The organism is uncultured Fibrobacter sp. (assembly GCF_947166265.1).
Lineage (GTDB): Bacteria > Fibrobacterota > Fibrobacteria > Fibrobacterales > Fibrobacteraceae > Fibrobacter.
The window spans coordinates 1-22,460 of the sequence record NZ_CAMVDO010000041.1; the positions used below are offsets into that span (position 1 = coordinate 1).

Here is a 22,460-nt window from a genome sequence, read left to right on the forward strand (position 1 = left end):
CCAAGGCTTCCGAAGTCGGCCCTGCCGCAGGAACCTACGTGAAGTTGCAGGACGCTTATGCATCTGAATCCAACAAGGCTGGTACTTGGAAGAATATCGGCTACGTTGCCCCGGGTGCGACGTCTGCAGGTGTCACTGGCACCACGACAAATTTCACGTATACGGGATCTATTTCTTCGGATCAGGATATTACCGGAATGTCCGCTCAGGCTGATGCGTGGAAAGCCCAGAACATCGTTGCTTTGAATGAATGCGTGAAAGACCAGGGATCGTGGACTGTCAAGGTGGAAGCCGCGTCTAACGGTAACAGCTTGACTTATGAAGCTGAGACCACGTGTGGAGAACTTACTCCGTCTTTCACCAAGATTGGCAAGTAATTAAAACGTGAAAAATAAAATGGCTCTCTCGTGAAGAGAGAGCTGTTTTTTTTAATTAAGAGACTCTACTACGAGCAACCAGCGCCGATAGCGCAGAAGTTCGGGGTAAGATTTTTGCACGCATCAACCGAAACAGCCGGAGTGGAAACAACGTTTCCTGTAGAAGCTGTAAATTCGGATGACACAGTCCAAACGGCAGAAGTGTTAATCGCACAATCGTTCATGCCGACTTTATTGTATGCACCCCAAGCACCAGCAGTTTCCGCACTAGTGTAGGTGAAATTGGACGTAGAACCACCTGCAGAGCTTCCAGACGGATCCTTATAACCGATTTCAGACCAATTGCCAAGCTTATTCTGTTCAACAGCATAAGCTTCCTGCAACTTCACGTAGGATATGGTGCCAATAGGGAAAAATAAATCAGGTTTAAAAGTAAGTGAGAAATTAAACCGTTGTGATCTTTACACATAATACAATGTTGCTGTAATTTTGAATAAGCGTTCCTTTTCGAAAACATTGGACGACAAAAAAATACGTAAAAGTGGAATAATATCTCCAGACAAACCATGAAGAATTCTTTAACGTTGTTTTTTATCTCGATTCTCGCGACTTTGGTTCCTTACCTTGCGTGTCAATTTTTTGATTCGCCACTATTGCATGGATTTTTCTCGGCTGAAGAATTTTTCCTATTACTTGCATTGACTTTGCCATATGGAAAAATTCTTTGGAAATTGCCTTTTTTAATAGCGATTTTTGCGTATGCAATTTATGACAATTCGATTGTCGGCTTTGCCGTTGCAGGTGTTTATCTAGCGATTTTTTTTACCGCATCATTCGTTCCTCGGCAAAAGAAATATTTGTCGCCCGTATTTGTCTTATTTTCATTATTCCTATTTATTGCAGATTGCGGAAATTTTTTCTATTCCACATTCGTCTTGAAACTTTCGGATGTATGGGGCCTTGCTAAATTCTTCTGGTGGGGGCCAGTACTCTTTATTGCTTTGCCAACAGGAGTTGTTGCACTCCAATATTTTTACGCGAGAAAAATTCTGTGGGGTGCAAATCGCCTTGAAATTCCGCATCCGGTTGCATTTGGCATGTTAGTTGCAGCCGTGAGCTTGAACTTTGGAATAAACCAACTTCAAAACCGTCAACCTATAATGGAGTATCCGGTAAAAACTTGGTTCTGGCAACTTTTTACACCAGGAATTATTGGGCAAAATTCCTATTTACAAGAGGACATAAAGCGAGAACTCGCCCAATGGGATTCTGCGGTTCCCGTTATAGCAGATTTTTCAAAACCAACTGTGATGATTCTGGTGGAAAGTTATGGTGTGAACAAGTCCGTTGACTATGACAAGGCCTTGTTTTCCACTTATGCTGACGTAAATCCTGATTTTATGGGTTTATTTTTTCGAAATGCTAGTCATACGCAAGGTGCCGAGTGGGAAGATTTTAACACTTTGAAAGGCATTTCAAATCGCTCAGCAGTTCCGGCAAAATTCAAAGCTAACGGTTTGCAGACTTGGTATTTACACGGCTATAATGGGAGTTTTTACGAACGCAGAGCGAATTACGAAAAATTTGGTTTTGACAGCCTGTTGTTTAGGGAAGACTTAGAAAAGCGAAATCTATCAAAGTGCAATTATGGCTTTAGCGGTATTTGCGATTCCGCTTTAGTGAACTACATGGATTCCCTGCTGGCAGATTCCGTACCGAAATTTATTTATTGGACTACACTTGATTCCCACCCGCCATACGAAAAGGCGACTGTAAAAGAAAAATCATCCGCTTGCAAGTTGTTTGATTTGTCGGATGTTGACTGTACGTTCTTTACGCTTCAGGAGAACTCCGCAAAACGCATTGTCTGGCTGGCAAAACGTCATCCAGAATATACGTTCATTATTCGAGGAGATCATCGTCCGATGGGCGCTTTTGCGAATGTTGATTTTGTGCAGTCATTTTATTACAAATGGGTATCAATGATTGTATTGAATAGGTAATTTAATGCATTTCATTAAATCAAAATTTTTCTTTGATTCCACAATCACTTTGTTAAGGAATAGGTGGCTTCCCTTTGTATTGGGGTTGCCACTTTTTTTCTGTTTGCATCATTATAAAGGAATTGTTGGCGACGCGAGACTTTACCTATCACAAGTTGTTCACAATTGGCAACCGGATAGATTTGTGAATGATCCGCCATTTATGTTTGGCAATCAGGATAGCTACAGTATTTTTTCGACTCTATACGGTCTTGTCATAAAGGTGTTCCCAATTGATTCAGGAACGTTTTATCTGACTTTATTCGGTCATTTTTTGTGGTTTTGCGTCGCTTTTTATTTTATCAGTCAATTTACAAGGAGGCTGAATATAAGACTTTATTTTGTTCCCCTGTTTCTTACTTTCATATTGTATTCTGGCGACAATATGCCCAATTCTCGGTCTTTTTTCTTTTATTTTGTTGAAGTTTGCAATGTCTCGAGATTCTATGCAATCTCTATTGCTATTTTGGGACTGGGACTTTTATTTGCAAAAAAGAAATGGCTCTGTTTAGGGATAATTTTGTTTGGAACCTGCTTGCATCCCCTTACTGCAGGCTGGTTGTTGCCTTTGTGGATCTTTTTTTATTACCCTAAAGCACGGAAAATTATAGTCGCCCTTTCTGCATTACTTCCCTTTACATTTGTTTTGCACACGGGACCATTTGATATTTATCCAGCGGATTGGGGAAATTGCACACACGACCATCCTATTACTTATTTGATGCTATGGCGTCAATTTCTTGCGGTTTTATTTTTTGGTGTGTTTGTCCCCAAATTTACCCAATCATATTTTTTACTGAAATTTTCAAAGGCGACATCATCAGTTTTTATCATTGGATTTATTTGGTCTGCTGTGGGGCATGTTGAAAAACTCATCCTTATTTATCAGATTCAAGCATGGCGAATAGAGTGGATGTTTTTTATTCTTGCTATGCCTACTTTTGTATACATCATTTATGAACAGCTGAAACAAATGCGACGTCAAAAACATTTTATCTTTACCACAAAACACGTATCACTTTTATTGATTGCGTTTGCGTCTTTTATGCCTGCTCCCTGTTCCTTCTGCTTGATTGTGGCGATTATTCTTTTAATGATGTCGACAAAGAAATGGAATATGTTTTTGTCCTTGTTTGTTCTAACAGTTTTTTGCGTTTTATCGGCGGGATTTCAAGAATATATGAAGACTATGTTGCAAGGTGGTTCTTCATTAGGACTGATTGAATATGTCGACTTGTATAAAAGTACGGATAATTTACTTTTATTGCAATTTATGTGGCTCTGGTGTATAATCGTTTATTGCGCACGAAGAATTGCGGCGTCGAAAAAGTATTTTAATTTTAATACTTTTTGTATAACTGTACTTTTGCTCTATTGCTTGATGCCACAATTTCAGCTACTGCCAATGGCGTTAATGGGCTGTTATTTATATTTCAACAAAAGAATCAAGCTTTTTTTGTTGATTGCAATTTTGATAATTTGCTTTTGGGATGGATTTTTCAATTCGGAATTACGTGAAACTCAGATTACATTTGGTTTCCCTTCGCAAATTAAGAATTCTGCGGTTTACCTCGTTCCGATTTTAATTTTCTATACATTGTATTTCTTAAAATTGCCTAAAGTTGTTCTAGGGGTGGCAGGGATATCTTGCATTATCGGCCTGTCAATACCAGCTATTGAGAGCTATGATAAAAGAAGTGAATCTCTAAGAAAGTCTGATTCGTATTTAGAAAACTTTAGGCATACAACAATTTTTCCTCAAATTTCCAATAGGGGCAGAATGTTTTATTATGTGCAAGGTGATTATGTTGACGAATCTCGCACACAATTTTTAACGGGAAGCTACTTTAGCGAAACAACGCCTATTGGAGAAGCTCTTTTTCAAAAACAATTTGAAGAAGAACGTAAACGGCTTAATTATCTCTTTTTTAAAAAGCAACGTGGTTTTATTGCGAAGAGAGGCGACTGGAAAACATTTGTTAAAGAATCACTTTCAAATAGAGATACACTGCTGGACCGTGTAACCTTTCTCTGTTCAATCAAAGAAATTTCGCATCTTGTTTCTAATTTGCAATTTAAAGAATTACCTAAAGAAGATACTTATAAAATGAGTGAGTCTGAAACAATTAACTTGTACGGGTGCCCAAGGATAAAATGAGTTCAGACTTCTGTCTGAACAATTTTACCATTTTTTAATTCAGAATCCAGCAAATCGTAATTATAGGCGGAACTTTCTGAGCAAAGGCCTGTTGCTGGATTCTGTAGTTGTTCAAACATTTTCGAGTTGTATATAAGTCCTAGAGCGTTTTGCAAAGAAAGATTGCGATCTTCCATCAGCCACTTGGCCATATCACAGACAATGCCCTCTACCAGGAATTTTTGCTTTGCTGTCATATATTCCCCTTTTTCTGCAGGAATGCAATGGCTCTTTCTGTGCGGAAGGCATATTGATTATTTAATTTCCTCGATTTTAAGCCTTGAACCAATTCATCTATTTTTATGACGCCTAAATCAAAAGTTCTGAACAATGTTGCAATGTCGTCATTTGCTACAGGACCGACAATCAGGTCGTATTGGTCGGCCGGATGACTAATCGTTCGACTTCGGTTTGCCATTACAAATTCGGCCCATTCCTGGTTTGGTTCCGGGAACACCTTGACTTTTAAGGACGATAAATCATTGTCATCAAAAATGAACTCATTTACAACTGGATTTCCTCCGAATCTTTCCGCAACCTTGCGGGCCATTTCGCGAGCTTGCGTCAAAATTGTTGTCAGGTAAAAAGATTGGCCGAAATCCTTGTAAGGCTTGCACATGGCAAGGTCAATGTTTTTAATGTCGCAATTGGAACCATGAAACAAATTCATTGGATCTGCCCTCCGTTCCTTTGACATATGGCTGTCAAATCTTCGACTGTATCATCGAAAGAAAGCAAATGCTCCGCACCATAGTGAGCCTGCAAAAAGTCGATGCCCTTAAACAGGCTCAGATAGTTGAACGCCTGCTTTACAGAAAGCGCCTTTGCCTTCGCAAATTCGCTAATTGCTGCAACAGTCCATGAGATTTGCTTGTCCATGTCAAGAAATATAACAAAAAGATGTCTGTTCAAGGTTGTCGTCTGGCGAACCGACGACAAACCGACGATAAAAGGCCCTGCAGACATAAAAACCGACGATAAACGATGTTGAACGCCAAATTGTTGGATTCATCAAGAGTAACGGCACTGTTTCGACCAAGGAAACCGCCAAATACATCGGATTAAGCATAACGCAAACAAAGGAATACCTTTACCGCCTTGTGAAAGCGAATCTGGTGGAATCTTTTGGCGGCAATAGAAATAAAACCTACCGTTTGAAGTAAGCCGCGACTCCGTGCAACCTACGTGAAGCATTCTCAAAAGGGCTCCGCATTTTGCAGAGCCTTTTGTCATATTCGCTTTACCCTAATCTTTTAAATTTCTTCATTTCCTTGTCGAGGAACGGGTCGACGAATTTTGCGTAGATCAGAGTCGTCTCTACGGTTCGGTGGCCGAGCAGCTTACTTGTCGCAGGCAGAGAAATACCGAGCGTGATACATGTCGTTGCGAAGGTGTGTCTTGCCAAATGGCAATGAATGTGCTTGTGGTAGCCGAGTTTTTTCGCGGCACTGCGTAGAGTTCTATTAAAATGCGAATTTTCGACAACGCGAAATACTCGACCGGCTTCCATTTTTTCGGGCAACAAGAGCCTCGCCTGGAGCGGAATAGGAATATAGACAGGATCTCCGGTTTTGTGCATCTGTTTACGAATTTTCCAATCGAAAATCTCGGAGGCGTCGAGCGAACGTAAATCACCGTAACGCAATCCGGTAAAACAGCTAAACAAGAATACACGCATTACATCCTGTTCCGTCTCCGTAAGAAAGCGCCTTCTGTCCTGAAAATTCAGATAAAGTTTCTTTAGCTCATTGGTAGTAAGAAAACCCCGTTGCGTATATGCGCGCCCGACACGTAGCTTCTCGAATGGATTTTCGCTAATCAATCCGTCGGCAAGCATTTTCTGTGTGAAATTTCTAAGAACAGAAAGGGCCTTGATTACAGTATTTGGCTTGTTCCCGAGCTCCTGCAGATGTTGCCTAAAGTCACGAATCAGTTGCGCATTAATTTCGGAACAGTCCAGATCGGGCCTAAAATACTGTATTTTTTTGAGATTCCAATAATAAGTTCGTGCAGTCAGTGGCGCAAGATTCTCTTTGTCCTGTTCAAGATACCTTTGCGCTTCGTCAAAAAATAGCATACAGCCTCCATATAAAACAATTACCCTCTTGCAAACATTACAAGAGGGCGCTAATTTATAAAGATTTTGTTTGAGTGGGTTAATCTAAATTGCTCAGATGGAAATTTAAAATTCCCACTTTGCATCAAATCCGAGTATCCGATTGCACTGAACATTCTTTATCATATTCATCTGTGCAAGCCGTTTTTCGGTGAATTTTTCGTCGCAAGGGATTGCTAACGTAGTCTCGCGAATTTCTTCCACGCATTTCTTGATTTCGGGCGTGAGAATTGCACGGGCGGGGGCGACATAGTCGCTGCCGATTACGGGACCTCGTTTGGAAAGGTAATTGTCAAAGTCTGGTTTTGATCCATCTGCGCGCACCCCAAAATCGAAGCCGTCTTCGGCGAGAGGGACAAACGCCATATTGAAGTCAAAACACGGATTCAACGCGATGCGCTCAAAAGTTTCGTTGTTTACTAGGAAACCGAAATTTCCGAAGTGCCTATCAGAATTCAACGTAATGCAATCCGCCACGACCATTCGGCGGAATTCGTCTTCGCAATTAAAATCGCGGTAAATTTCAAGCAATTTAGGAAGCGTCAACCGTTCTTTGTAAAACAGCGCTATCGGTCGATAACCAAATTCTTGGCTTGTGAAAATTTTGCAATCGGATACAATTCGACCATCATATCTTTTTAAAACGTATTTTACTGAACTGCAAATTTTTTCAAAAACCTGACTTGCAAGAACTTCGCCATACGGTTCAAGTCCGGCATTTCTTGCTCCCGAGCTACCTGTTTTTATAAGATGGATTCCGTCTTTCTCGTTCAACCAACATTTGTCGTAAGTTCCATCGGTTGTGAGCTCAGGAGACGTTGTCGACATCTGTATTCCAAACAATCCGTTTCCATCAAATGACAGCCTCGAAATTACTTCGTCAAAGCGATTCTCATATAGATTGAGATCTTTCCAAGACGCATTTTCGCGTTCGCTTTTCACCCAAAGAGTGTCAGTCAAGGAGAGACAATGCGTAAGAGCTATAAAACCGCTTTTTGTTTTACCACCACATAATTCCAATATTTTATTCACGTGGCTGCGGTGTTTGGCCGCACTTCGATCCGCCACCCACGAATCAATATTTTCGCACCAGAATGGCAGGGGGGCATATATTTTCACGATTTTGCAAAATTCAAGTTCACCTTCACCTTCGATGATGAAGTCGCAAAGGGGCGTTTCCCTATTTATAAGGGTGTAGATTAAATTTTGCATATCCGTATATGATATAGAATATTTCGAAAAAGGTGTCAATGATGCTCATTTTTCGCAGTGCTAATTTTTTGCATAAGTCTTCAAAAAACATAATGACGGAAAATATATGATTTCATATAGTTTCTGTCGTTATATACATAATCGTAGTCTTTTCTCCAGATTTTCATAAACCTTTCCATTTCGATAATAAGCAAAGCGGCACATTTTTCGCCACATCCTACGTGAAGTTGCAGGACGCATATGCGTCTGAATCCAACAAAGTTGGAACTTGGACGCTGATTGGCTATGTTGCTCCGGGTGCCGCATCCGCAGGTGCAACGGGAACGACAACAAACTTCACATATACCGGATCTATAGCATCTGAGACTGCTATTGGTGAATTCCAAGGCGGTAACGGCTGGACAGCATCAAATAATACAGCTTTGAACGAATGCGCAATCGGCGCGGGTAACTGGAACATCGCTGTAGCCGCCAACACTAACGGCAATAGTCTTTCTTATACAGCTTCTACGGCATGTCCTCAACTTACTCCGTCTTTCGATAAGATCGGTCAGTAATTTAGGTGTAGCCTAAAGTTTAAAAGGCAGAGCTTTACGCTCTGCCTTTTTCGTCGTATAGCAATCAAGCAACTGATATTGCGATGAATGAGTAAAGTAAAGAAACCACCCGTAATGGTGGTTTTCTTCATGCAAAAGGGCTCCGCATTTGCGGAGCCCTTTTGAATATTGTTAAGCAAGCTTGCTTATTAGTCACCGGAGGCAGCAGCCTTGGTACCGATTTGAGCAAAAGACGGCGTCAGCGGAGTGCAGTTCGTCGCGTCACTCATAACGTTGGCGTAAGTCACACCATCAGTTTTTCCGGTGACATTGAGCGTCCAGGTTTCACTGGCTTTGCAGTCGTTCAATGCGACTCTTGCAGTTGCAATCCAGCCGCCCGCCATTGCTGCGCCAGCCTCGGTTAAAGCGACGGTTGCATCGGCGGCAGGTGTGGAAGTGTAGCTGAAATTAGTCGTTTCATATTGGTTGCCACTCTTCTTTGTACCTGGAGCAGTGTAACCAATCAAAGTCCATCCTCCAAGCTGGTTGGATTCAGATGCGTAAGCATCCTGCAACTTCACGTAGGATGTGGTGAAATTGTGGGGATAGAAAAGCTCTTGCTAATGTAGTTTGTGCCGAAGAATCTTGCGTGATATTAATTACGCTAAAGATCATTTACGCTGAGTGTGACTCGAAGCCTTTTTCTTTGCGGTACATTTCTTCGATGTACGAAGGGCCGTCGCACCAGTATTTCAGAGATTCGTCGTAAAGTTTGCGTCCCGTTTGCGATATGAGAAAATCCGCCAGAACTAATGACGAATCCAGTCGTTCCTTTTTAGCAACGGATTCAACAACCAAGGTTGCGATCTGTTCAATAGCTGCCTGAACCTGTTCTCTTTTTACATCCATACGCGAGTGCTTTTTAAGAATTTCAATTGTGCAAGCGCTTTTGTTGTCCTGAAACAATACTGATCTTTCAAACGCTCCGGAAGGAGCAGACCAATGCAAAAGTCGTCTGCCGTTTTTGTTCCCATGACGCCGTATGCCCCAGTCATGTAGTTTGTCAAAGTGATGTTGGTCGCGTCATTTGCAATTTTTCCACCAATGATATCGTATTGACGGTATGTCTCGATTAGGTCTGGAAAAGCTCCAAACATCCGGTGTGCCACAATGCAGTGTAACCAATTTGTATCGGATGTCGGAAACAGATGTACCATCAATTCCCGCGGAGTGTACTCGAAATGCGAGACTATGCCGTAATTTTGAGTGTGGGCAATAGTCCCGTTGGCAATGGACTTTCGTACCGTGATTTTAGCAAAAGCCTCCGCCTGGGCAAAGTCCGTTGTCAAATAAAAACCTTTACCGAAATCTTTGTAGCGGGCGCACCGCTCCAGGTCAGGGGTGGTGACCTCACAGAAGCTGCCGTGATACAAAACGACAGGTTCATGCAGACTGAACATTTGGGACTCCTCTAGCCGCAAGATATTGTTTTATGTCTTCGAGTACGGCAAAATCACCTTCAATATGGAATAACTCCCACATGTCCCTTATGTAGCGGAATACGCCAAAGCGATCAAATACCTTGGCCATTTCGGGAATGGGAATATGCTCTTGCTCGGCCGCAAGCCGCACTAGCCGAGCCTGCATGTATGTTATTTGCATATTTTCGTTCATACCCTCTAAAATAAATAATGTGCCGTAAAAAGTCAATAGGGTAAGTCCCTTAGCTTCAATGAATCACTCCTAACACCATCACTCAGAAAACTCAAAAACCTTCAGAAATAAACAGAACCAAATCAACCTACAGCTGAGCCAGGTTCATCAAATCATCAACCTGTTTCTTGTTTGCAAGGTCTTGCTTAAATTTGTCGGATTCGTAGATTTTCCTTATGAGTGAGACTTTAATGGTGCTTGATTCAAATGACTTGACCGCGTCAGTTGTTTTACCGTGAATTCTGTATGCGCAAAATACTATGTCGCATTTCATTGAAATGGCTGTTTGAAGATTCGCTTTTATCGCATCTGCGTAATCTCCCAAACTGTAAATTCCAACGGTCAACGACCCATTGATTTCCAAAACAACAAAAATGTCCTTGGAACATCCAATATCCCTTTTTTCGTGCAATATTTTTACGCTTTCGGTATATTTGTTGCAAATAACTTGTTCTAGTAATCTCAATGTCGGCGTCTTGCCAGAGTGCTGTCGCCCTTTAAGTGCAATAATAGTTGTCATGAAGCACTCCTCCTATAGACAAAAATCCCCGCCTTGTTTGGGCGGGGATGGAAGATGATGTTTTTAGTTAGATCCCGTGGATTTGGTTCCAGTGATTAACTTGTCAAAATTAGCGGTGAGGGGTTCACACAGTTTTGTGCCCGTATTGCTAACGGTGCCGTCATACAGAATCGTGCCACCTGTGGTCGAGTTCGGTTTAGTGGAGAGCGCCCAGTTGTCGCCCGCGGCGCAGTCGTTCAAGGTCGACTTGTTATGAGCAGTCCAGTAGGCTCCAGTAAAAGCGTCCGTAGTTATATCTGTTGCACTACCGTATCCGTCAGTGTTGTCATTATCTTCGCAAGTCGCTTTTCCGCAGTAAATGAAGTTGTTCGAATTATTCATCAAATAACCGATTTGCTTCCAGCTACCGACGGTCGTTCCTTTTTCAGCGACATACGCGTCCTGCAACTTCACGTAGGTTGCTCAGAGTCGCAAGCTACTTCAAACGGCAGGTTTTATTTCTATTGCCTACAAGAGATTTCACCAAATTCACTTTCGTAAATCGGTAAAGGGGTTCGTTTGCTCTCTAGCATTAGTCTATAATTAACACGAATAGAACTTAAAAAGAGAACTCCAGTTGGGGTTCTCTTTTTTTTGCATAACTGAGATTTTTTTATACTTCGGTTATCTCATATTCTGGGTGGGCGTCAAAGAATTGATTTACTGTGACGATTGGAATTTTCTTAAATTCCTTTAAAACAAGTAAATCAGAATCCCCACTTACCAAATAATAAGCGTTCACCGCGACAGCACATTCTAAAAACATATTGTCTTTGGGGTCCCTGCATATATCAACGGTTTCAGTTTTTTCGATAATGGTCATTACCTTTGCAATTTGGCTTTTCCATTTTGCTGCGATGTCAGGGCGTTTTTGGGCAATTTTGTCTATGATACGGCAATATTCTGCCATCATGTCTATTGTCGCATACGGCTTTATATCCTGTCGAAAAACGAGTGATAAAAATTTTCGTGGCGCCCCGCTCCAAAAAATACCCGAAATCAAGACGTTTGTGTCGATAACAACGTTCATCGGTTATCCTTGATGAATGCATTCAACATTTCTGGAGTCGTAGATAGATCGTCTGTTATTTTGTCAGTCTCTTCAATAAGAGACTTGAATTCGGACATACTGGGCTTAAGTACCGGCTTGAGCAAAATGTTCGAACCGTCACAAACAACAATCAACTTGTCCCCGATATCTAGGTTCAATTGATTTCGAATGTTTCTAGGAATGACAACCTGTCCCTTTGTTGAGAGACTTGTAATTTCCAAGGTTTCCATAGAGCCTCCGTAAGATTTTCTTACTTTCAATATAAATAAAAACATCTTTCAAGTCAAGAAATCTCTAAAGAAAAAAACGTTATTTATCTTTTTTCTTAAAAAAAAAGGAAAATCCACTACATATTACGTGAAGTTGCAGGATGCTTACGCAGCAGAATCTAACAAGCTCGGTACATGGACGGATATCGGCTATACTGCTCCTGGCACAAAGCAGAGCGGCGGCTCATTCAAGTCAAATGTTTTTGAATACTCTGGCGACATGACGGCCGCCACTGATTTGACGGCCGAAGGCGCAGCTCCAACGGGTGACGAATGGAAAGCTGCCGCTCTGACAGCTTTAAATGACTGTGCAGCAACTTCTACTTGGACTATTAATGTAACAGGCAAGACAACTGGTGTGACTTACGCTAATGGTTATTCGGACGAAACAAACTGCAAACCGTTGACTCCGAGCTTCGAAAACATCGGTACCAAGGCAGGTTCGTAATCGGTTTGTCCTAAATTTTAAAAGGCAGGGCTTCACGTCCTGCCTTTTTCGTCGTAAAGCAACCTGCATCAAAAATTGAAGAAATAGTAATATACAAAGAAACCACCCTTGCGGGTGGTTTCTTTTGAAAAGAATTTTATGGACTTCAGGAAAAATTAGCTGGACGACTTAACAGTTCCCTTAGCCAGCTTCTCAAACTGCGGCGTAAGAGCCTTGCATTCGGCATCAAGGGTACCCGTTGTCCAGGCCGCGCCATTCCCGGTTGAAGACTGGTTTGCGGTCAGAACCCAAGTCTTTCCCTTAGCGCAATCATTAAGTGCGACTACAGATGTTGCTGTCCATGCAGCCTTAGTTGTAAGAGCAGCTTTGGCACCCCAGGAATCCGTATATGTGAAATTTGCGGTGTTGCTGATTTCGTAACCGATATCTTTAAATGACGAAAGCGTATCACCAATTTCAGCAATGTAAGCATCCGCCAACTTCACGTAGGTTGCGGCCTTTTTCAGGAGCATCTGGGCCATCGCTGCGACAAAGACGTTGAGTAGTGCGAGTGCGTAGAACATCAAACTCCGCTTGTATCGAAATATATAAAACTTTTTGTAAAAATGATATACCTATTGCTTTTGTTAAAATTTTAATGTATATTATAGGTATATTAAAATTTTGAGGATGCAAAATGCAGGTTGTGTACGCAGATAAGGAATTGGCTCGTTGCGCAGGCGATAAGGCCTATGCGGTGAGGACAATGGGGCAAAGGCGAGCGGATGCATATTCGACAAGAATAGATGCATTGCATAGAGCGGTTGACTTGGACGCCTTGAAAAACGTGGCAGGACGTTTTCACGAATTAACCGGCGATCGAGCCGGTCAATGGGCATGTGATTTGGACCATCCGTATCGGCTTATCTTTAAACCGGTCATGAATAGCGACGGAAATGTCATTGGATTGATTGTTGAACAAACTGTTTCCATTCTAGAAATTGTAGATTATCATAAGTAGGAGTACTTATGCAGGTATATAGATGTGATGAATTGGCTGTGGTTACCCCGCCGGGGCGCCATCTTGCTGAAAAACTTGAAGAAATGGGCCTGGATGCGAATGACCTGGCTGCACGCATGGGGTACACGCCCAAGGCGGTAAATGATATTCTGCAGGGAAATTGCCGAATCACGCCTGAATCGGCCATCTCACTTGAAATGGTTACGGAAATCCCTGCGGGTTTTTGGTTGCGTAGTCAGATGGCTTACGACGAGTTCCTTTCGCGTGAAAAAATCAAGGCTTCGTTGACGGATCAGTCCCTTTGGAAAAAGTCCTTTCCTGCGGAGGTTAACGTCCGTGAATGGGTGCTCCAAAAAAAAGAAGAAAGCAAGTCTTTAATGCCTTTGTTGAAATTCTTTGCCGTGGCGTCTCCGCAGGCTTGGGATAGCTATTATAAGAAAGCGCAGCTGAAAGTGGCTTTTCGTATATCCCTGGCCGAGGTCAAGGATCCGTATGCCACGTCAGCTTGGATTCGCCGAGGCGAGATTCTGTCGGATCGTGATCCGATGGAAAAACAGGAGCAGATTCCCGTCCGCAAGCGGCTGAAGGTGGCTCTTCCTGAAATTATCGCTTTTGCGGCGGCAAATAAGACGTTGCCGAAGCGTGAAAAGAAAATTACCTATTGGACGCCCGAGGCAGAAGTTGTTGATGACTGCATGACAGGCTTGCAGGAGCTATGCCGTAAAATCGGTATCCGTGTTCTGTTTGTACAGAACTTCAGGAGCGCCCCTATCTATGGCATGTATCGCTGGTACAAGGATGTTCCCCTTATCCAGCTTCACGACCGTTTCAAGGACCGTGCAACCATGTGGTTTACGTTTTTCCACGAGCTGGCCCATGTGCTTTATCATGGCAAGAAGGGAATTTGCCTGCAGAACATTGAAATTACGCATAACCATCCCGAAAAGGAAGACGAAGCAAATTGCTTCGCGCAGAAATGCATGGTAGATGCAGGATTTCAGGTGTAGTTAGTACGTCAGTCCGTATCCGTACGGGTAAAGTCCGGTTTTTCCGTCGCCTTCGTTGATTGGAATCTGGCTTGCGTCTTTGGGCCAGGTGTGCGGTAGCTTTCCTGTCGGCTTGACTTTGCCGAAGAGTACGTCTGCGACTCCGGCGCCTTCGCTGCCGGGGAGCCATGCGACTACGAATGCATCGGCGGTTTCGATGAGCGAGGTGATGGGGAGGGGGCGGCCGGTGATAAAGACAACAGCGACTTTATGGCCTGCGGCCTGCCAGCTTTTTATTTGCGAAATGTAGGAGTCGGTGCTGCTGAAGCTGGTGCCTTCGTAAGAGGATTCGGAAAGAACTTTGTTGTTGAAATCGCCGGAGCGGAAGTCTCCGAACCATTCGGCGTAAGGTGCTTCGCCAATAACGTAGACGATGGTGCCTGCTGCCTCGGCCGAGGTGACGCGAGCGCCGCTTGCGACTTCGTCAAAGCCCGCTTGGATGGAGGTTGCGCCGGGAACGCTCGTGGTTGTGCCTAGCCAGCCTTGGGTCCATCCGCCGCACTGTAGCCCGGTGTTGTTGGCGTGGCTTCCGGTCAGGAATATTTTGTCTGTGGCCGAAAGGGGGAGTATGTTTTCGTTCTTGAGGACAACCAGGCTTTTCTGCACGGCTTCGCGGGCTATTTTTCGGTGTTCTGCGCTGCCGATGTTCGCTGTCACGCCGACGTACGCTGCGGGGCCGCTCGGATTGTCGATTCTGCCGGCGCGGATTTTTGCGCGCAGGATTCGTCGGACGGCGTCCTTGATGCGGTCTTCGCTGATTTGCCCTGCCTGAACAAGCGTTTTCATGTTACTCATGAATGTTGTTGCCGATTGCGGCACCATCGCCATATCGATTCCCGCGTTAATCGCGTTCTTGATGGCGTCCTTCGATGATATGCCGGTGAGTGTTCCGGAGTAGTCTCCGGCGGCTCCTGGCGTTGTTGAATTTTCGATACCTTCCCAGTCGGCAATGACGTAGCCGTCGAAGCCGAGTTCGGTTTTGAGGATTCCGGTAAGTCTTGCGGAATCGACGTGCTGATGGACTCCGTTAATTTGGTTGAAGCTTGCCATGACGCTCAGGGCGCCTTGCTCGATGGCTGCTTCGTAGGGCGGCAGGTATTTTTCGCGGAGTTCCTTGTCGGTCATGGTGGCGTTGCCGCGGTCTTGTCCATTGTCTGTCGCTCCGTCACCGATAAAATGCTTGATGGTGGTAATGACTCGCCATTCTGCATTGTAGTGGTCGCCCTGTTGCCCGCGGACGTATGCGGCGCCTAGGCTTGCTACGAGTTCGGCGGTTTCACCGAAGCCTTCGTAGACACGGCCCCAGCGTTCGTCTTGCGGTACGGTGATTGCGGGGGCGAAGTTCAGGTCTATGTGGGCGGCCCACATTTCTTCTGCGACTGCCTGGCCGATTTTGCGGACCAGGGCGGAATCTCTCGTGGCGCCAAGACCGATGTTATGCGGGAATATGGTCGCGTTTTTTACGTCGCCCATTCCGTGAACGTTGTCTTTGCCATAAATGACGGGGATGGTCTGGCTCCACGCTTTTGAATAGAACGTTGCCGTGTAGTTGCCGCCCCCTTCGAGGGCGGAACCGCAGGCGGCGCTACCGCAACTTACCGTAGGCGCCATGGGCTGCGTCATTTGCGCAATCATGTCGTCTAGGGACATGTTCGCAAGAAGATTATCGATTTTTGTTTCGACGGGGTCTCTTTTTAAGGTGATTTTGCCGTAGTCCTTTTGGGTGGAGGCAACGCTGAGGGTCTCGGGAAGGAATCCTGTCTTTCGGATGATAAGACTTTGTTCCGTATCTTTTTTTAGAATCCCGGTTCCGTTACCTGTCGTGCTGACGTTCGAGATGAGGGTCCGCTTTCCGTCTATGTTGATGGCGATTACGTACATTCCCTTGGGCAATCCGGCGGTGAGCTTGGTTGCGTTTTGGATGGAATATGAACCGGAGCTTGAATGGAGTTTCTTGCTTTTGATGACTTTCCCGTTCAGGTTGAGAATTTCCAGGACGGCATTTTTCCCGTTGAGTAAAATACGGTCGTTTTTGAGCGTTGCTGTTTTCTTTATGCTTAGGCTTGCGTCGTCGAATACGAATACGCCCTTTTCGTCGGAGAGTGTCCGCGCATTGGAAAGCAGGCTCGGGAGCGTTCTGATGGTGGCTACCGCGTTGTGGATCGGGGTGCCGGATTCATCGATGACGGTTCCCGTGATGTTGGCCTGTGCGATCGCACAAGCGGCGAGTGCGGAAATGACTGCTTTGGAAAAGTTCATGATTTTACCCTGGTTTATAGGATATAATCTATATTTATTTAACCTGAATAGTAAAAAAAGTTAAAAATTCTTGTGCACGGTCGAAAACATCAATATTTCCCGCTCGACAGTTCGCCCGAAGTCACTTCTGATTGAGCATTCCCAGACGGTTGCCACGCGGTAACCCATCAGCGAGAGTTTCCAGTTGGTCTTGATGTCACGCACGATGCACAAGTATTTCTGGCTTCGTATCCTCGGAATGCACCGCCTGCATCATTTGCGAGCTGTTCATCGGGGTGTGTTTTTTGCGCTTACGGACCATGGTGAAAAAGATAGGAAAACTAGTTTGCGAATATCACCGCTTCGAGGGGGCGCATTTTTCCGGGTTCCGTATCGCTGTAATTCGAGATAATCAGCTTGCTGCCCGCTACGATTGTGCTGTCATAAGTAGCGTCTGTTTCGCTCATGTTCACAAGAACGGTGACGGTATCGTTTTCGTTCCCGTTTGTGTAGATTCTCTTATATGCAAAAATCTGCGCATGATCGGCAAGAATCGGCGTGAAAGTCCCTTGTGTGAGCGCCTTTTGCTGCTTGCGAATTTCGGAGAGCTTTCTATACCAATTCAATACCGATGCGGAATCCTCTGTTTCGCTGAGGGCGTTTACGGTCTTGAAGTTTTCGTTCAGCGCAAGCCAGGGCTTGCCTGTAGTGAATCCCGCATTTGTGCTCGTGTCCCATTGCATTGGGGTGCGGGCGTTGTCGCGGCTGAACGCCTGCACGAACGAAATCGCCTGCTCGGGTGAATAGCCTTCCTGCAAAGCCAAATTGTATTGTGGCCTTGTGTTCACATCATTGTAAACTTCGACGGAGTTCCACTTGACATTGGTCATGCCGATTTCCTGACCTTCGTAAATAAAGGGCGTTCCCCGGAGGGTGAGCATGAGGGTGCCCATCGCTTTTGCGGCAAGCGCGTGGTCTGCCTTTTCGCTAAAGTAGGCGTTGACTGAACGTGGCTTGTCGTGGTTCTCGAAGAATACCGGATACCAGCCGTTGCTTGCCGTGGCGACCTGGCTGTTGATAAGGGCGCTCTTGAGTTCGGGTATAGAAATCTTTTTTGCCTTGTGCCAAATGTCGCCTCCTGGCAGGTGGTTGAATTCGAACAACATGTCGAATGCGCCGTTGTCGCCCACCCAGAACTTGAGCGATTCGGGGCCGACTCCGTTCGCTTCGGCGACGGTAAAGATGCCCTTGCCCGCGACGGTTTTTTGCCTAAATTCGTAAAGGTAGTCGAGAATGCCATCGGTATTGGCGGTCATATCGTGAATGCTGACCATACCATCTGCGCCATCGGGCTTGCCGTCTGCCATTTCGGCGGGTTTCTTGATGTAGGGAATAGCGTCGATTCGGAAACCACCCACGCCCTTGTTAATCCAGAAATTCGTGATGTCGTACAGGGCCTGTCGCACATCGAGATTAGCCCAGTTCAAGTCGGGCTGCGCGGTCGCGAAGGTGTGCAGGTAGTACTGCTTTCGGTCTTCGTTCCATTCCCAGGCGGAGCCGCCGAAAATGCCGCGCCAGTTATTCGGTGCGGAACCATCGGGCTTTGCGTCTCGCCAAATGTACCAGTCGCTCTTGGGATTGTCCTTGCTTTTCTTGGATTCCAGGAACCATTCGTTCTGATCGGATGTGTGATTGAACACTAGGTCCATCACGATTTTGATGTGGTGCCTATTGGCTTCGGCAATCAACGAATCCATGTCTTCCATGGTGCCGTAAAGCGGATTAATTTTGTAGAAGTCTGCAACGTCGTAGCCGTTATCGACCATGGGCGAGGCGTACACCGGCGTAAGCCAGATGCACCCGACATTCAGCGATTCCAGGTAGGGGAGTTTTTGCGTGATACCCTTGAGGTCGCCGGTGCCGTTCCCGTCAGAATCCATAAAGCTGTTCGGATAGATCTCGTAGCAGACGGCTTGTTTCCACCATTCTATCGGGGCGGCCCCTGCGCCCTTTTCCACCGCCTTAGCGCTTTTTTGCGCTGCCGGTGCGTTTTCCTGTTTCCCACAAGAGGTGAGGTTAATGGCGAGTGTTGCAGCCAATGCTGCTGTCGAACAGAAAGCAAACCAATGCTTCATAAAATGCTCCTTTCTCGGGCCCAAAGATAGTTTAAAATGAAGTGTTTTGCGTGAGAAACTTTAAACAAGATGACGCTTATAAATGGGAAATTGTATGTTATAGAATAAAGGTTGCGTATGGAACTTTATCACGGAAGTAATATAGAGATCGCGGTCCCCGAAATTACACAAGAGAATGTCTGACTGTTTATTCCGTATAAAGTTTCAAAAATAAGCAACGAGATTTGCTTGCGGGAACATTTGACTGCGACAGAGGCTGTTTTTAAGTTTTACAAGACAAAATTGTCCCGCTTATTTGGTGACGAAAAGACGATATTTGGGCAATTTGGCTTTTTGGTGCGTTGATGAATACGCGACTTCTCCAAAAAGTCTACTTCGGATGTTGCTCTTTTTTGAAAAACAGGAACCCTTCAGTATCTTTCAGAAAATACCGAAATTCTCCATACGCAGTGCAAAGGATATATTCTAGACTGTATAGACAAATTCGTTTGCGTAAGGGGCTTGTAGAAGGGGAACTCTCCTTGGTTTGCCTATCCTCCCGCTCTAGATACCCCTTAGACATTACAAAATTGCGAAAATCCACCATTATCTTTATAAAACCGCCCGTTTTTGTAAACTTTTTGAGCGTTTTGCTTGTTTTTTTTATTATTTTTAAGGGTAAAAGAGTTTTTGCTCTTGCCCTCTAGTCGAAATCTCGAAGTTTCACATACGTGAGAGCAAGGCGAACGCTCGCGCAGACATACCGTTGTTGCGGTGTGTTTCAGTTTGCTATGCCGACTTTTGAGTCGGCCTTTGGCCGTATGGTCAAAGGCAACAGCCCTTTGGGGGCGCGGGTCGTTTGCGTTTATCACGTATAGGCATTCGAGAGCCTCGGCTAGGTAAATGCAATGATCTGCGCCCTTTTTGTATTATTTCAAAATCGACAAAATTATTGCTCGCAGGGGAAAAACTCCGTCAGTGTAAATAATGGAGGCTGTTATGGCTAAAATAATGAATAGGTGCTTGATTTCGCTGTCTGTTGTCTTTATGACATTATCGATTGCTGTGGCTGGCGAAGTTCATCCGGGTCTGAAAAACGCAATTGACAACGGCGACTACAAAATGGCGAAAAACCTAATAGAAAAGGTTGGTGTGAAGGACATTTATTGTCCTGGTTCATTAAGTGTAATGGATGCTGAAAAAGTTTATGGAAGTATTTTAAAAGAAGATCCTTTTGCAATAATAGAGGGCTATAAAGGTAATAATGTTTTTGTTGATCCGAATTTTGAAATTGAATATGCCGAAAATAAATGTAATAGTTCGCAAATGGGTGATGGTAAAATTTGTGGCCGATGGAAGGAGCATAGAGCTCTCAAGCGAGATGGCTCTGTGTCTAAGATGTTTGATAAATGGATAAAGGAGGATAAGGGGTTATGTTTGAATGCTGAAACAATGAATAATTGTGTGATGTTTGTCATTAAAAAAAATGATGTCAAAGAGCAAATGGAAATTATAAGAAAAATTGATAAAAAGAAGTTGATCAAATATGAAGGAGTTGTTGAAAAAGATACCGTTGTTAAGGAACCCATTCCGAAGGATAAGTGTCTGTTCAACCTTAGGGACTTTGAGCAAATGCAAACATTGGCTATTGGTGCCAAGCAGAATGCGACAGGTACTTTTGAATTTCCTTTTGGTTATTGCACGTTTAATGGAACTAAGCAGGCTATCAATACATGTGTGAAAAAATTACATGAAGCAGTCAAAGATGCTGAAAAGAAATGTAAAAGTGGAAAAATGATTAAAGATGTCAAGAAAACTGTAAAAAGAAAGGAACTTGTTTTTCCGCTAAAATACGAAATGATGGGAATCAGGAAGAATTTGTTAGCTGTCAAATGGTATGAAATGGATGATGAATGGTGGGAAAATTTCACTTTGTTGTCAAAATATTTAGATAACCCTAAAGAAAAAGATGCAGTTGATGAAATGAAACAGAAGTATTCGTCAAAAGGTGATTTTGATATTGCGGATCTTGTTAGAAATTGTAAAATATATCCGAGTATCGATAAAAAAATTGCAAAAGCATTTGGTTTTGAAGTGTTCTCTTGTAAGAAATTGTTGAATGACTATATGTTAAGAGGGGAAAAATGCGATGCTGAAAAATCTAGCTGGATTTTGAAGATGCCGACAACATTAAATGGAAGGGATTCTGTTGCTGCATTAGCGTGTGATGCGAAAACTGGGAAATTTCGATCTTTAGAAAAATATGAATTTATTAGTAAAGAGTTTTGTGAAAATGTAGAATCGAGCTGGATGAAAACCTATTATAAAATCAGCTATGATGTTGGTTATGGTAGAAACCCCGTTTGGTATGATTCGATTACCATTGTGTGTGACAAAAAAGATGGGAAATTTAGGGATCTAAATCTTCCCGAAAAGTATATGGGTTTGTGTACCAAAGAAAAACAAAACACCGAGTTTTTTGTTTGGGCTACGTGCGTAGATGAAATGTGGCAAGATACGAAAATTGTAAATACGAAAAATCAGAAATTTGAACCTGGTGAATTTGTGGAAGGTGAAATAAACTCAAATTATCACTACTTTAAAGATCTCAGAGACAATCAAATATATCGTGCTGTGAAAATCGAAGATCAAATTTGGATGGCTGAAAATTTGAATTATTCTGATTCGCGGCTATTAGCCAATAGCTGGTGCTATGATAATGACAGTAGTAATTGTGAATTATATGGCCGACTTTATACGTGGTCAGCGGCGATGGATGCTTTGGGGACTTTTTCGAATAGTGGTAAAGGTTGTGGTAATAATAATACAGAATGTGTCCCGCAATATCCTGTTCGTGGCATTTGTCCCGAAGGTTGGCATTTGCCGGATAGTCTAGAATGGAAAACTCTTTACAGAACTGTTGGAGGTAAACCTTATGCTATTCAGGCAAATAATCTTTGGCCCAATGCTGCAGATGAATATAGTCTGTCAATTGTTCCTGCAGGAAGTTATAATGAAAAAAAGTTTTATCCTAGCGATGCCTTTTTTTGGAGCTCAACGAAAGATGGTGAAAGAATTTATCGTTGGTATGTTGGAAATCAATTCGCAGGTTTTGAAGATGTCTATAACAAGGGACAAGGATATTCGATACGATGTCTAAAGGATGCTTCTAAATAGTTTTCGTACTCCTCTTGACAATAGTTTTCCGATAACTTATATTTGTAGTGTTCAAAAGTGTAGTTTGACGCTTTGAACGTTGAACCGTAAAGCCCCGCCTTTTTTAGCTTGTAGGCGGAAGGAGTAAAAGATGAAGGATACGCTGAATAGCGGCTGTGTTGATATTTGGCTGGATGACATTGTCCCTTGCCTCAAAGATACCCAAACGGGTGAAATCAAGGAAACTGTTGTGTTCAAGATTGAGAGCCGCTCGTTTCTGAGAAAGTTCAAGGAAAAGGATGGATGGGGAATCAATTGGATTGATGTTCCCAAAGAAGTTGAGGTATACGCTCTCGCCTTGAAAGAGAATAACGAAATTCAGGGGC

At 43.7% G+C, this 22,460-nt stretch carries 27 protein-coding genes and 1 pseudogene; 10 read left to right on the forward strand and 18 right to left on the reverse strand.

From position 1 onward, the window contains the following. Window positions 1–377: type II secretion system protein (locus Q0W37_RS13535; RefSeq protein ID WP_297702085.1), on the forward strand; the 377-nt coding region annotated here is incomplete at its 5' end. Between the two features lie 68 nt (window positions 378–445). On the opposite strand, the gene Q0W37_RS13540 is transcribed toward Q0W37_RS13535, so the two are convergent. Next, a complete protein-coding gene (locus Q0W37_RS13540; RefSeq protein WP_297702086.1) occupies window positions 446–766 on the reverse strand; it encodes a hypothetical protein in 321 nt (106 codons plus the stop codon). Window positions 767–943: 177 nt separating this feature from the next. On the opposite strand from Q0W37_RS13540, the gene Q0W37_RS13545 reads away from it, so the two are divergent. Both Q0W37_RS13545 and Q0W37_RS13550 read left to right on the forward strand, forming a co-directional pair. Then, a complete protein-coding gene (locus Q0W37_RS13545) occupies window positions 944–2,380 on the forward strand; it encodes a sulfatase-like hydrolase/transferase (protein ID WP_297702087.1) in 1,437 nt (478 codons plus the stop codon). Between the two features lie 424 nt (window positions 2,381–2,804). Continuing rightward, a complete protein-coding gene (locus Q0W37_RS13550) occupies window positions 2,805–4,577 on the forward strand; it encodes a hypothetical protein (protein ID WP_297702088.1) in 1,773 nt (590 codons plus the stop codon). 2 nt (window positions 4,578–4,579) lie between these two features. Here the strand turns inward: Q0W37_RS13550 and Q0W37_RS13555 are convergent, their stop codons facing one another. The 3 genes from Q0W37_RS13555 to Q0W37_RS13565 are packed head-to-tail and all read right to left on the reverse strand — an operon-like array spanning window position 4,580 to window position 5,495. Further along, entirely contained in the window at window positions 4,580–4,813 is a 234-nt protein-coding gene (locus Q0W37_RS13555; protein WP_297702089.1) for a hypothetical protein, read from the reverse strand. Beyond that, entirely contained in the window at window positions 4,810–5,286 is a 477-nt protein-coding gene (locus tag Q0W37_RS13560; protein ID WP_297702090.1) for a DUF3990 domain-containing protein, read from the reverse strand. The genes Q0W37_RS13555 and Q0W37_RS13560 overlap by 4 nt, the downstream gene beginning before the upstream one ends. Continuing rightward, entirely contained in the window at window positions 5,283–5,495 is a 213-nt protein-coding gene (locus tag Q0W37_RS13565; RefSeq protein ID WP_297702091.1) for a DUF3791 domain-containing protein, read from the reverse strand. The genes Q0W37_RS13560 and Q0W37_RS13565 overlap by 4 nt, the downstream gene beginning before the upstream one ends. 98 nt (window positions 5,496–5,593) lie before the next feature. Here Q0W37_RS13565 and Q0W37_RS15460 point away from each other — a divergent pair, with 98 nt between their 5' ends. Continuing rightward, a complete protein-coding gene (locus Q0W37_RS15460; protein WP_367186281.1) occupies window positions 5,594–5,779 on the forward strand; it encodes a FaeA/PapI family transcriptional regulator in 186 nt (61 codons plus the stop codon). Between the two features lie 77 nt (window positions 5,780–5,856). Here Q0W37_RS15460 and Q0W37_RS13570 read toward each other — a convergent pair whose 3' ends face one another. Together Q0W37_RS13570 and Q0W37_RS13575 are read right to left on the reverse strand one after the other, a co-directional pair. Further along, a complete protein-coding gene (locus Q0W37_RS13570; protein ID WP_297702092.1) occupies window positions 5,857–6,693 on the reverse strand; it encodes a site-specific integrase in 837 nt (278 codons plus the stop codon). 105 nt (window positions 6,694–6,798) lie between these two features. After that, window positions 6,799–7,944, reverse strand: a complete 1,146-nt coding sequence (locus Q0W37_RS13575; RefSeq protein ID WP_297702093.1) for a hypothetical protein — start codon at window positions 7,942–7,944, stop codon at window positions 6,799–6,801. Between the two features lie 227 nt (window positions 7,945–8,171). Here Q0W37_RS13575 and Q0W37_RS13580 point away from each other — a divergent pair, with 227 nt between their 5' ends. Further along, entirely contained in the window at window positions 8,172–8,501 is a 330-nt protein-coding gene (locus tag Q0W37_RS13580) for a hypothetical protein (protein ID WP_297702094.1), read from the forward strand. A gap of 188 nt (window positions 8,502–8,689) precedes the next feature. Here the strand turns inward: Q0W37_RS13580 and Q0W37_RS13585 are convergent, their stop codons facing one another. The 8 genes from Q0W37_RS13585 to Q0W37_RS13620 all read right to left on the reverse strand — a co-directional run bounded on the left by Q0W37_RS13585 (window position 8,690) and on the right by Q0W37_RS13620 (window position 12,078). Continuing rightward, window positions 8,690–9,061, reverse strand: a complete 372-nt coding sequence (locus tag Q0W37_RS13585; protein ID WP_297702095.1) for a hypothetical protein — start codon at window positions 9,059–9,061, stop codon at window positions 8,690–8,692. A gap of 94 nt (window positions 9,062–9,155) precedes the next feature. After that, window positions 9,156–9,389, reverse strand: a complete 234-nt coding sequence (locus tag Q0W37_RS13590; RefSeq protein ID WP_297702096.1) for a hypothetical protein — start codon at window positions 9,387–9,389, stop codon at window positions 9,156–9,158. Beyond that, on the reverse strand, window positions 9,380–9,940 hold the full coding sequence (locus tag Q0W37_RS13595) for a DUF3990 domain-containing protein (protein WP_297702097.1): 561 nt from the start codon (window positions 9,938–9,940) through the stop codon (window positions 9,380–9,382). Before Q0W37_RS13595 ends, Q0W37_RS13590 begins: the two co-directional genes overlap by 10 nt. Beyond that, complete coding sequence (locus Q0W37_RS13600; RefSeq protein WP_297702098.1) at window positions 9,924–10,154, reverse strand: DUF3791 domain-containing protein; 231 nt, start codon at window positions 10,152–10,154, stop codon at window positions 9,924–9,926. The genes Q0W37_RS13595 and Q0W37_RS13600 overlap by 17 nt, the downstream gene beginning before the upstream one ends. A gap of 127 nt (window positions 10,155–10,281) precedes the next feature. Then, window positions 10,282–10,713 (reverse strand): hypothetical protein, encoded by a 432-nt coding sequence (locus Q0W37_RS13605; protein ID WP_297702099.1) that lies wholly within the window; start codon window positions 10,711–10,713, stop codon window positions 10,282–10,284. A gap of 63 nt (window positions 10,714–10,776) precedes the next feature. After that, the gene (locus Q0W37_RS13610) at window positions 10,777–11,166 is read right to left on the reverse strand and encodes a hypothetical protein (RefSeq protein ID WP_297702100.1); all 390 of its coding nucleotides are present in this window, start codon (window positions 11,164–11,166) and stop codon (window positions 10,777–10,779) included. A 199-nt stretch (window positions 11,167–11,365) separates the two neighbouring features. Further along, window positions 11,366–11,782 carry a putative toxin-antitoxin system toxin component, PIN family gene (locus tag Q0W37_RS13615; protein WP_297702101.1) on the reverse strand — a complete coding sequence of 139 codons (417 nt, stop codon included), beginning with the start codon at window positions 11,780–11,782 and terminating at the stop codon, window positions 11,366–11,368. Next, window positions 11,779–12,078 (reverse strand): AbrB/MazE/SpoVT family DNA-binding domain-containing protein, encoded by a 300-nt coding sequence (locus tag Q0W37_RS13620; RefSeq protein WP_367186280.1) that lies wholly within the window; start codon window positions 12,076–12,078, stop codon window positions 11,779–11,781. Before Q0W37_RS13620 ends, Q0W37_RS13615 begins: the two co-directional genes overlap by 4 nt. An 82-nt stretch (window positions 12,079–12,160) precedes the next feature. Here Q0W37_RS13620 and Q0W37_RS13625 point away from each other — a divergent pair, with 82 nt between their 5' ends. Next, on the forward strand, window positions 12,161–12,520 hold the full coding sequence (locus tag Q0W37_RS13625) for a hypothetical protein (RefSeq protein ID WP_297702103.1): 360 nt from the start codon (window positions 12,161–12,163) through the stop codon (window positions 12,518–12,520). Window positions 12,521–12,675: 155 nt separating this feature from the next. Here the strand turns inward: Q0W37_RS13625 and Q0W37_RS13630 are convergent, their stop codons facing one another. Then, the gene (locus Q0W37_RS13630; RefSeq protein WP_297702104.1) at window positions 12,676–13,083 is read right to left on the reverse strand and encodes a hypothetical protein; all 408 of its coding nucleotides are present in this window, start codon (window positions 13,081–13,083) and stop codon (window positions 12,676–12,678) included. Between the two features lie 113 nt (window positions 13,084–13,196). Here Q0W37_RS13630 and Q0W37_RS13635 point away from each other — a divergent pair, with 113 nt between their 5' ends. Both Q0W37_RS13635 and Q0W37_RS13640 read left to right on the forward strand, forming a co-directional pair. Beyond that, window positions 13,197–13,520 (forward strand): killer suppression protein HigA, encoded by a 324-nt coding sequence (locus Q0W37_RS13635; protein ID WP_297702105.1) that lies wholly within the window; start codon window positions 13,197–13,199, stop codon window positions 13,518–13,520. Between the two features lie 8 nt (window positions 13,521–13,528). Further along, window positions 13,529–14,527, forward strand: a complete 999-nt coding sequence (locus tag Q0W37_RS13640) for a HigA family addiction module antitoxin (protein WP_297702106.1) — start codon at window positions 13,529–13,531, stop codon at window positions 14,525–14,527. On the opposite strand, the gene Q0W37_RS13645 is transcribed toward Q0W37_RS13640, so the two are convergent. From Q0W37_RS13645 to Q0W37_RS13655, 3 genes are all read right to left on the reverse strand, one after another. Next, complete coding sequence (locus tag Q0W37_RS13645) at window positions 14,528–16,825, reverse strand: glycoside hydrolase family 3 N-terminal domain-containing protein (protein ID WP_297702107.1); 2,298 nt, start codon at window positions 16,823–16,825, stop codon at window positions 14,528–14,530. It lies immediately after the preceding gene. A gap of 60 nt (window positions 16,826–16,885) precedes the next feature. Continuing rightward, on the reverse strand, window positions 16,886–17,029 hold the full coding sequence (locus Q0W37_RS13650; protein ID WP_297702108.1) for a hypothetical protein: 144 nt from the start codon (window positions 17,027–17,029) through the stop codon (window positions 16,886–16,888). A gap of 116 nt (window positions 17,030–17,145) precedes the next feature. Continuing rightward, complete coding sequence (locus Q0W37_RS13655; protein ID WP_367186282.1) at window positions 17,146–18,744, reverse strand: alpha-glucosidase; 1,599 nt, start codon at window positions 18,742–18,744, stop codon at window positions 17,146–17,148. 1,173 nt (window positions 18,745–19,917) lie between these two features. Here Q0W37_RS13655 and Q0W37_RS13660 point away from each other — a divergent pair. Next, window positions 19,918–22,095, forward strand: a complete 2,178-nt coding sequence (locus Q0W37_RS13660) for an FISUMP domain-containing protein (RefSeq protein ID WP_297702110.1) — start codon at window positions 19,918–19,920, stop codon at window positions 22,093–22,095. Window positions 22,096–22,225: 130 nt separating this feature from the next. After that, window positions 22,226–22,460: pseudogene (locus Q0W37_RS13665) on the forward strand (hypothetical protein); the annotation flags it as partial.

Excerpts from the sequence above, each read along its gene's own strand:
- Q0W37_RS13600 (WP_297702098.1), bottom strand. The coding sequence starts at position 10,154 with ATGAACGAAAATATGCAAATAACATACATGCAGGCTCGGCTAGTGCGG.
- Q0W37_RS13570 (WP_297702092.1), bottom strand. The coding sequence starts at position 6,693 with ATGCTATTTTTTGACGAAGCGCAAAGGTATCTTGAACAGGACAAAGAG.
- Q0W37_RS13575 (WP_297702093.1), bottom strand. The coding sequence starts at position 7,944 with ATGCAAAATTTAATCTACACCCTTATAAATAGGGAAACGCCCCTTTGC.
- Q0W37_RS13550 (WP_297702088.1), top strand. The coding sequence starts at position 2,805 with ATGCCCAATTCTCGGTCTTTTTTCTTTTATTTTGTTGAAGTTTGCAAT.
- Q0W37_RS13615 (WP_297702101.1), bottom strand. The coding sequence starts at position 11,782 with ATGAACGTTGTTATCGACACAAACGTCTTGATTTCGGGTATTTTTTGG.
- Q0W37_RS13645 (WP_297702107.1), bottom strand. The coding sequence starts at position 16,825 with ATGAACTTTTCCAAAGCAGTCATTTCCGCACTCGCCGCTTGTGCGATC.
- Q0W37_RS13640 (WP_297702106.1), top strand. The coding sequence starts at position 13,529 with ATGCAGGTATATAGATGTGATGAATTGGCTGTGGTTACCCCGCCGGGG.
- Q0W37_RS13620 (WP_367186280.1), bottom strand. The coding sequence starts at position 12,078 with ATGTTTTTATTTATATTGAAAGTAAGAAAATCTTACGGAGGCTCTATG.
- Q0W37_RS13565 (WP_297702091.1), bottom strand. The coding sequence starts at position 5,495 with ATGGACAAGCAAATCTCATGGACTGTTGCAGCAATTAGCGAATTTGCG.
- Q0W37_RS13660 (WP_297702110.1), top strand. The coding sequence starts at position 19,918 with ATGGCTAAAATAATGAATAGGTGCTTGATTTCGCTGTCTGTTGTCTTT.
- Q0W37_RS13560 (WP_297702090.1), bottom strand. The coding sequence starts at position 5,286 with ATGAATTTGTTTCATGGTTCCAATTGCGACATTAAAAACATTGACCTT.
- Q0W37_RS13635 (WP_297702105.1), top strand. The coding sequence starts at position 13,197 with ATGCAGGTTGTGTACGCAGATAAGGAATTGGCTCGTTGCGCAGGCGAT.
- Q0W37_RS13655 (WP_367186282.1), bottom strand. The coding sequence starts at position 18,744 with ATGGATTCTGACGGGAACGGCACCGGCGACCTCAAGGGTATCACGCAA.
- Q0W37_RS13545 (WP_297702087.1), top strand. The coding sequence starts at position 944 with ATGAAGAATTCTTTAACGTTGTTTTTTATCTCGATTCTCGCGACTTTG.
- Q0W37_RS13630 (WP_297702104.1), bottom strand. The coding sequence starts at position 13,083 with ATGTTCTACGCACTCGCACTACTCAACGTCTTTGTCGCAGCGATGGCC.
- Q0W37_RS13605 (WP_297702099.1), bottom strand. The coding sequence starts at position 10,713 with ATGACAACTATTATTGCACTTAAAGGGCGACAGCACTCTGGCAAGACG.
- Q0W37_RS13555 (WP_297702089.1), bottom strand. The coding sequence starts at position 4,813 with ATGACAGCAAAGCAAAAATTCCTGGTAGAGGGCATTGTCTGTGATATG.
- Q0W37_RS13595 (WP_297702097.1), bottom strand. The coding sequence starts at position 9,940 with ATGTTCAGTCTGCATGAACCTGTCGTTTTGTATCACGGCAGCTTCTGT.
- Q0W37_RS13590 (WP_297702096.1), bottom strand. The coding sequence starts at position 9,389 with ATGGATGTAAAAAGAGAACAGGTTCAGGCAGCTATTGAACAGATCGCA.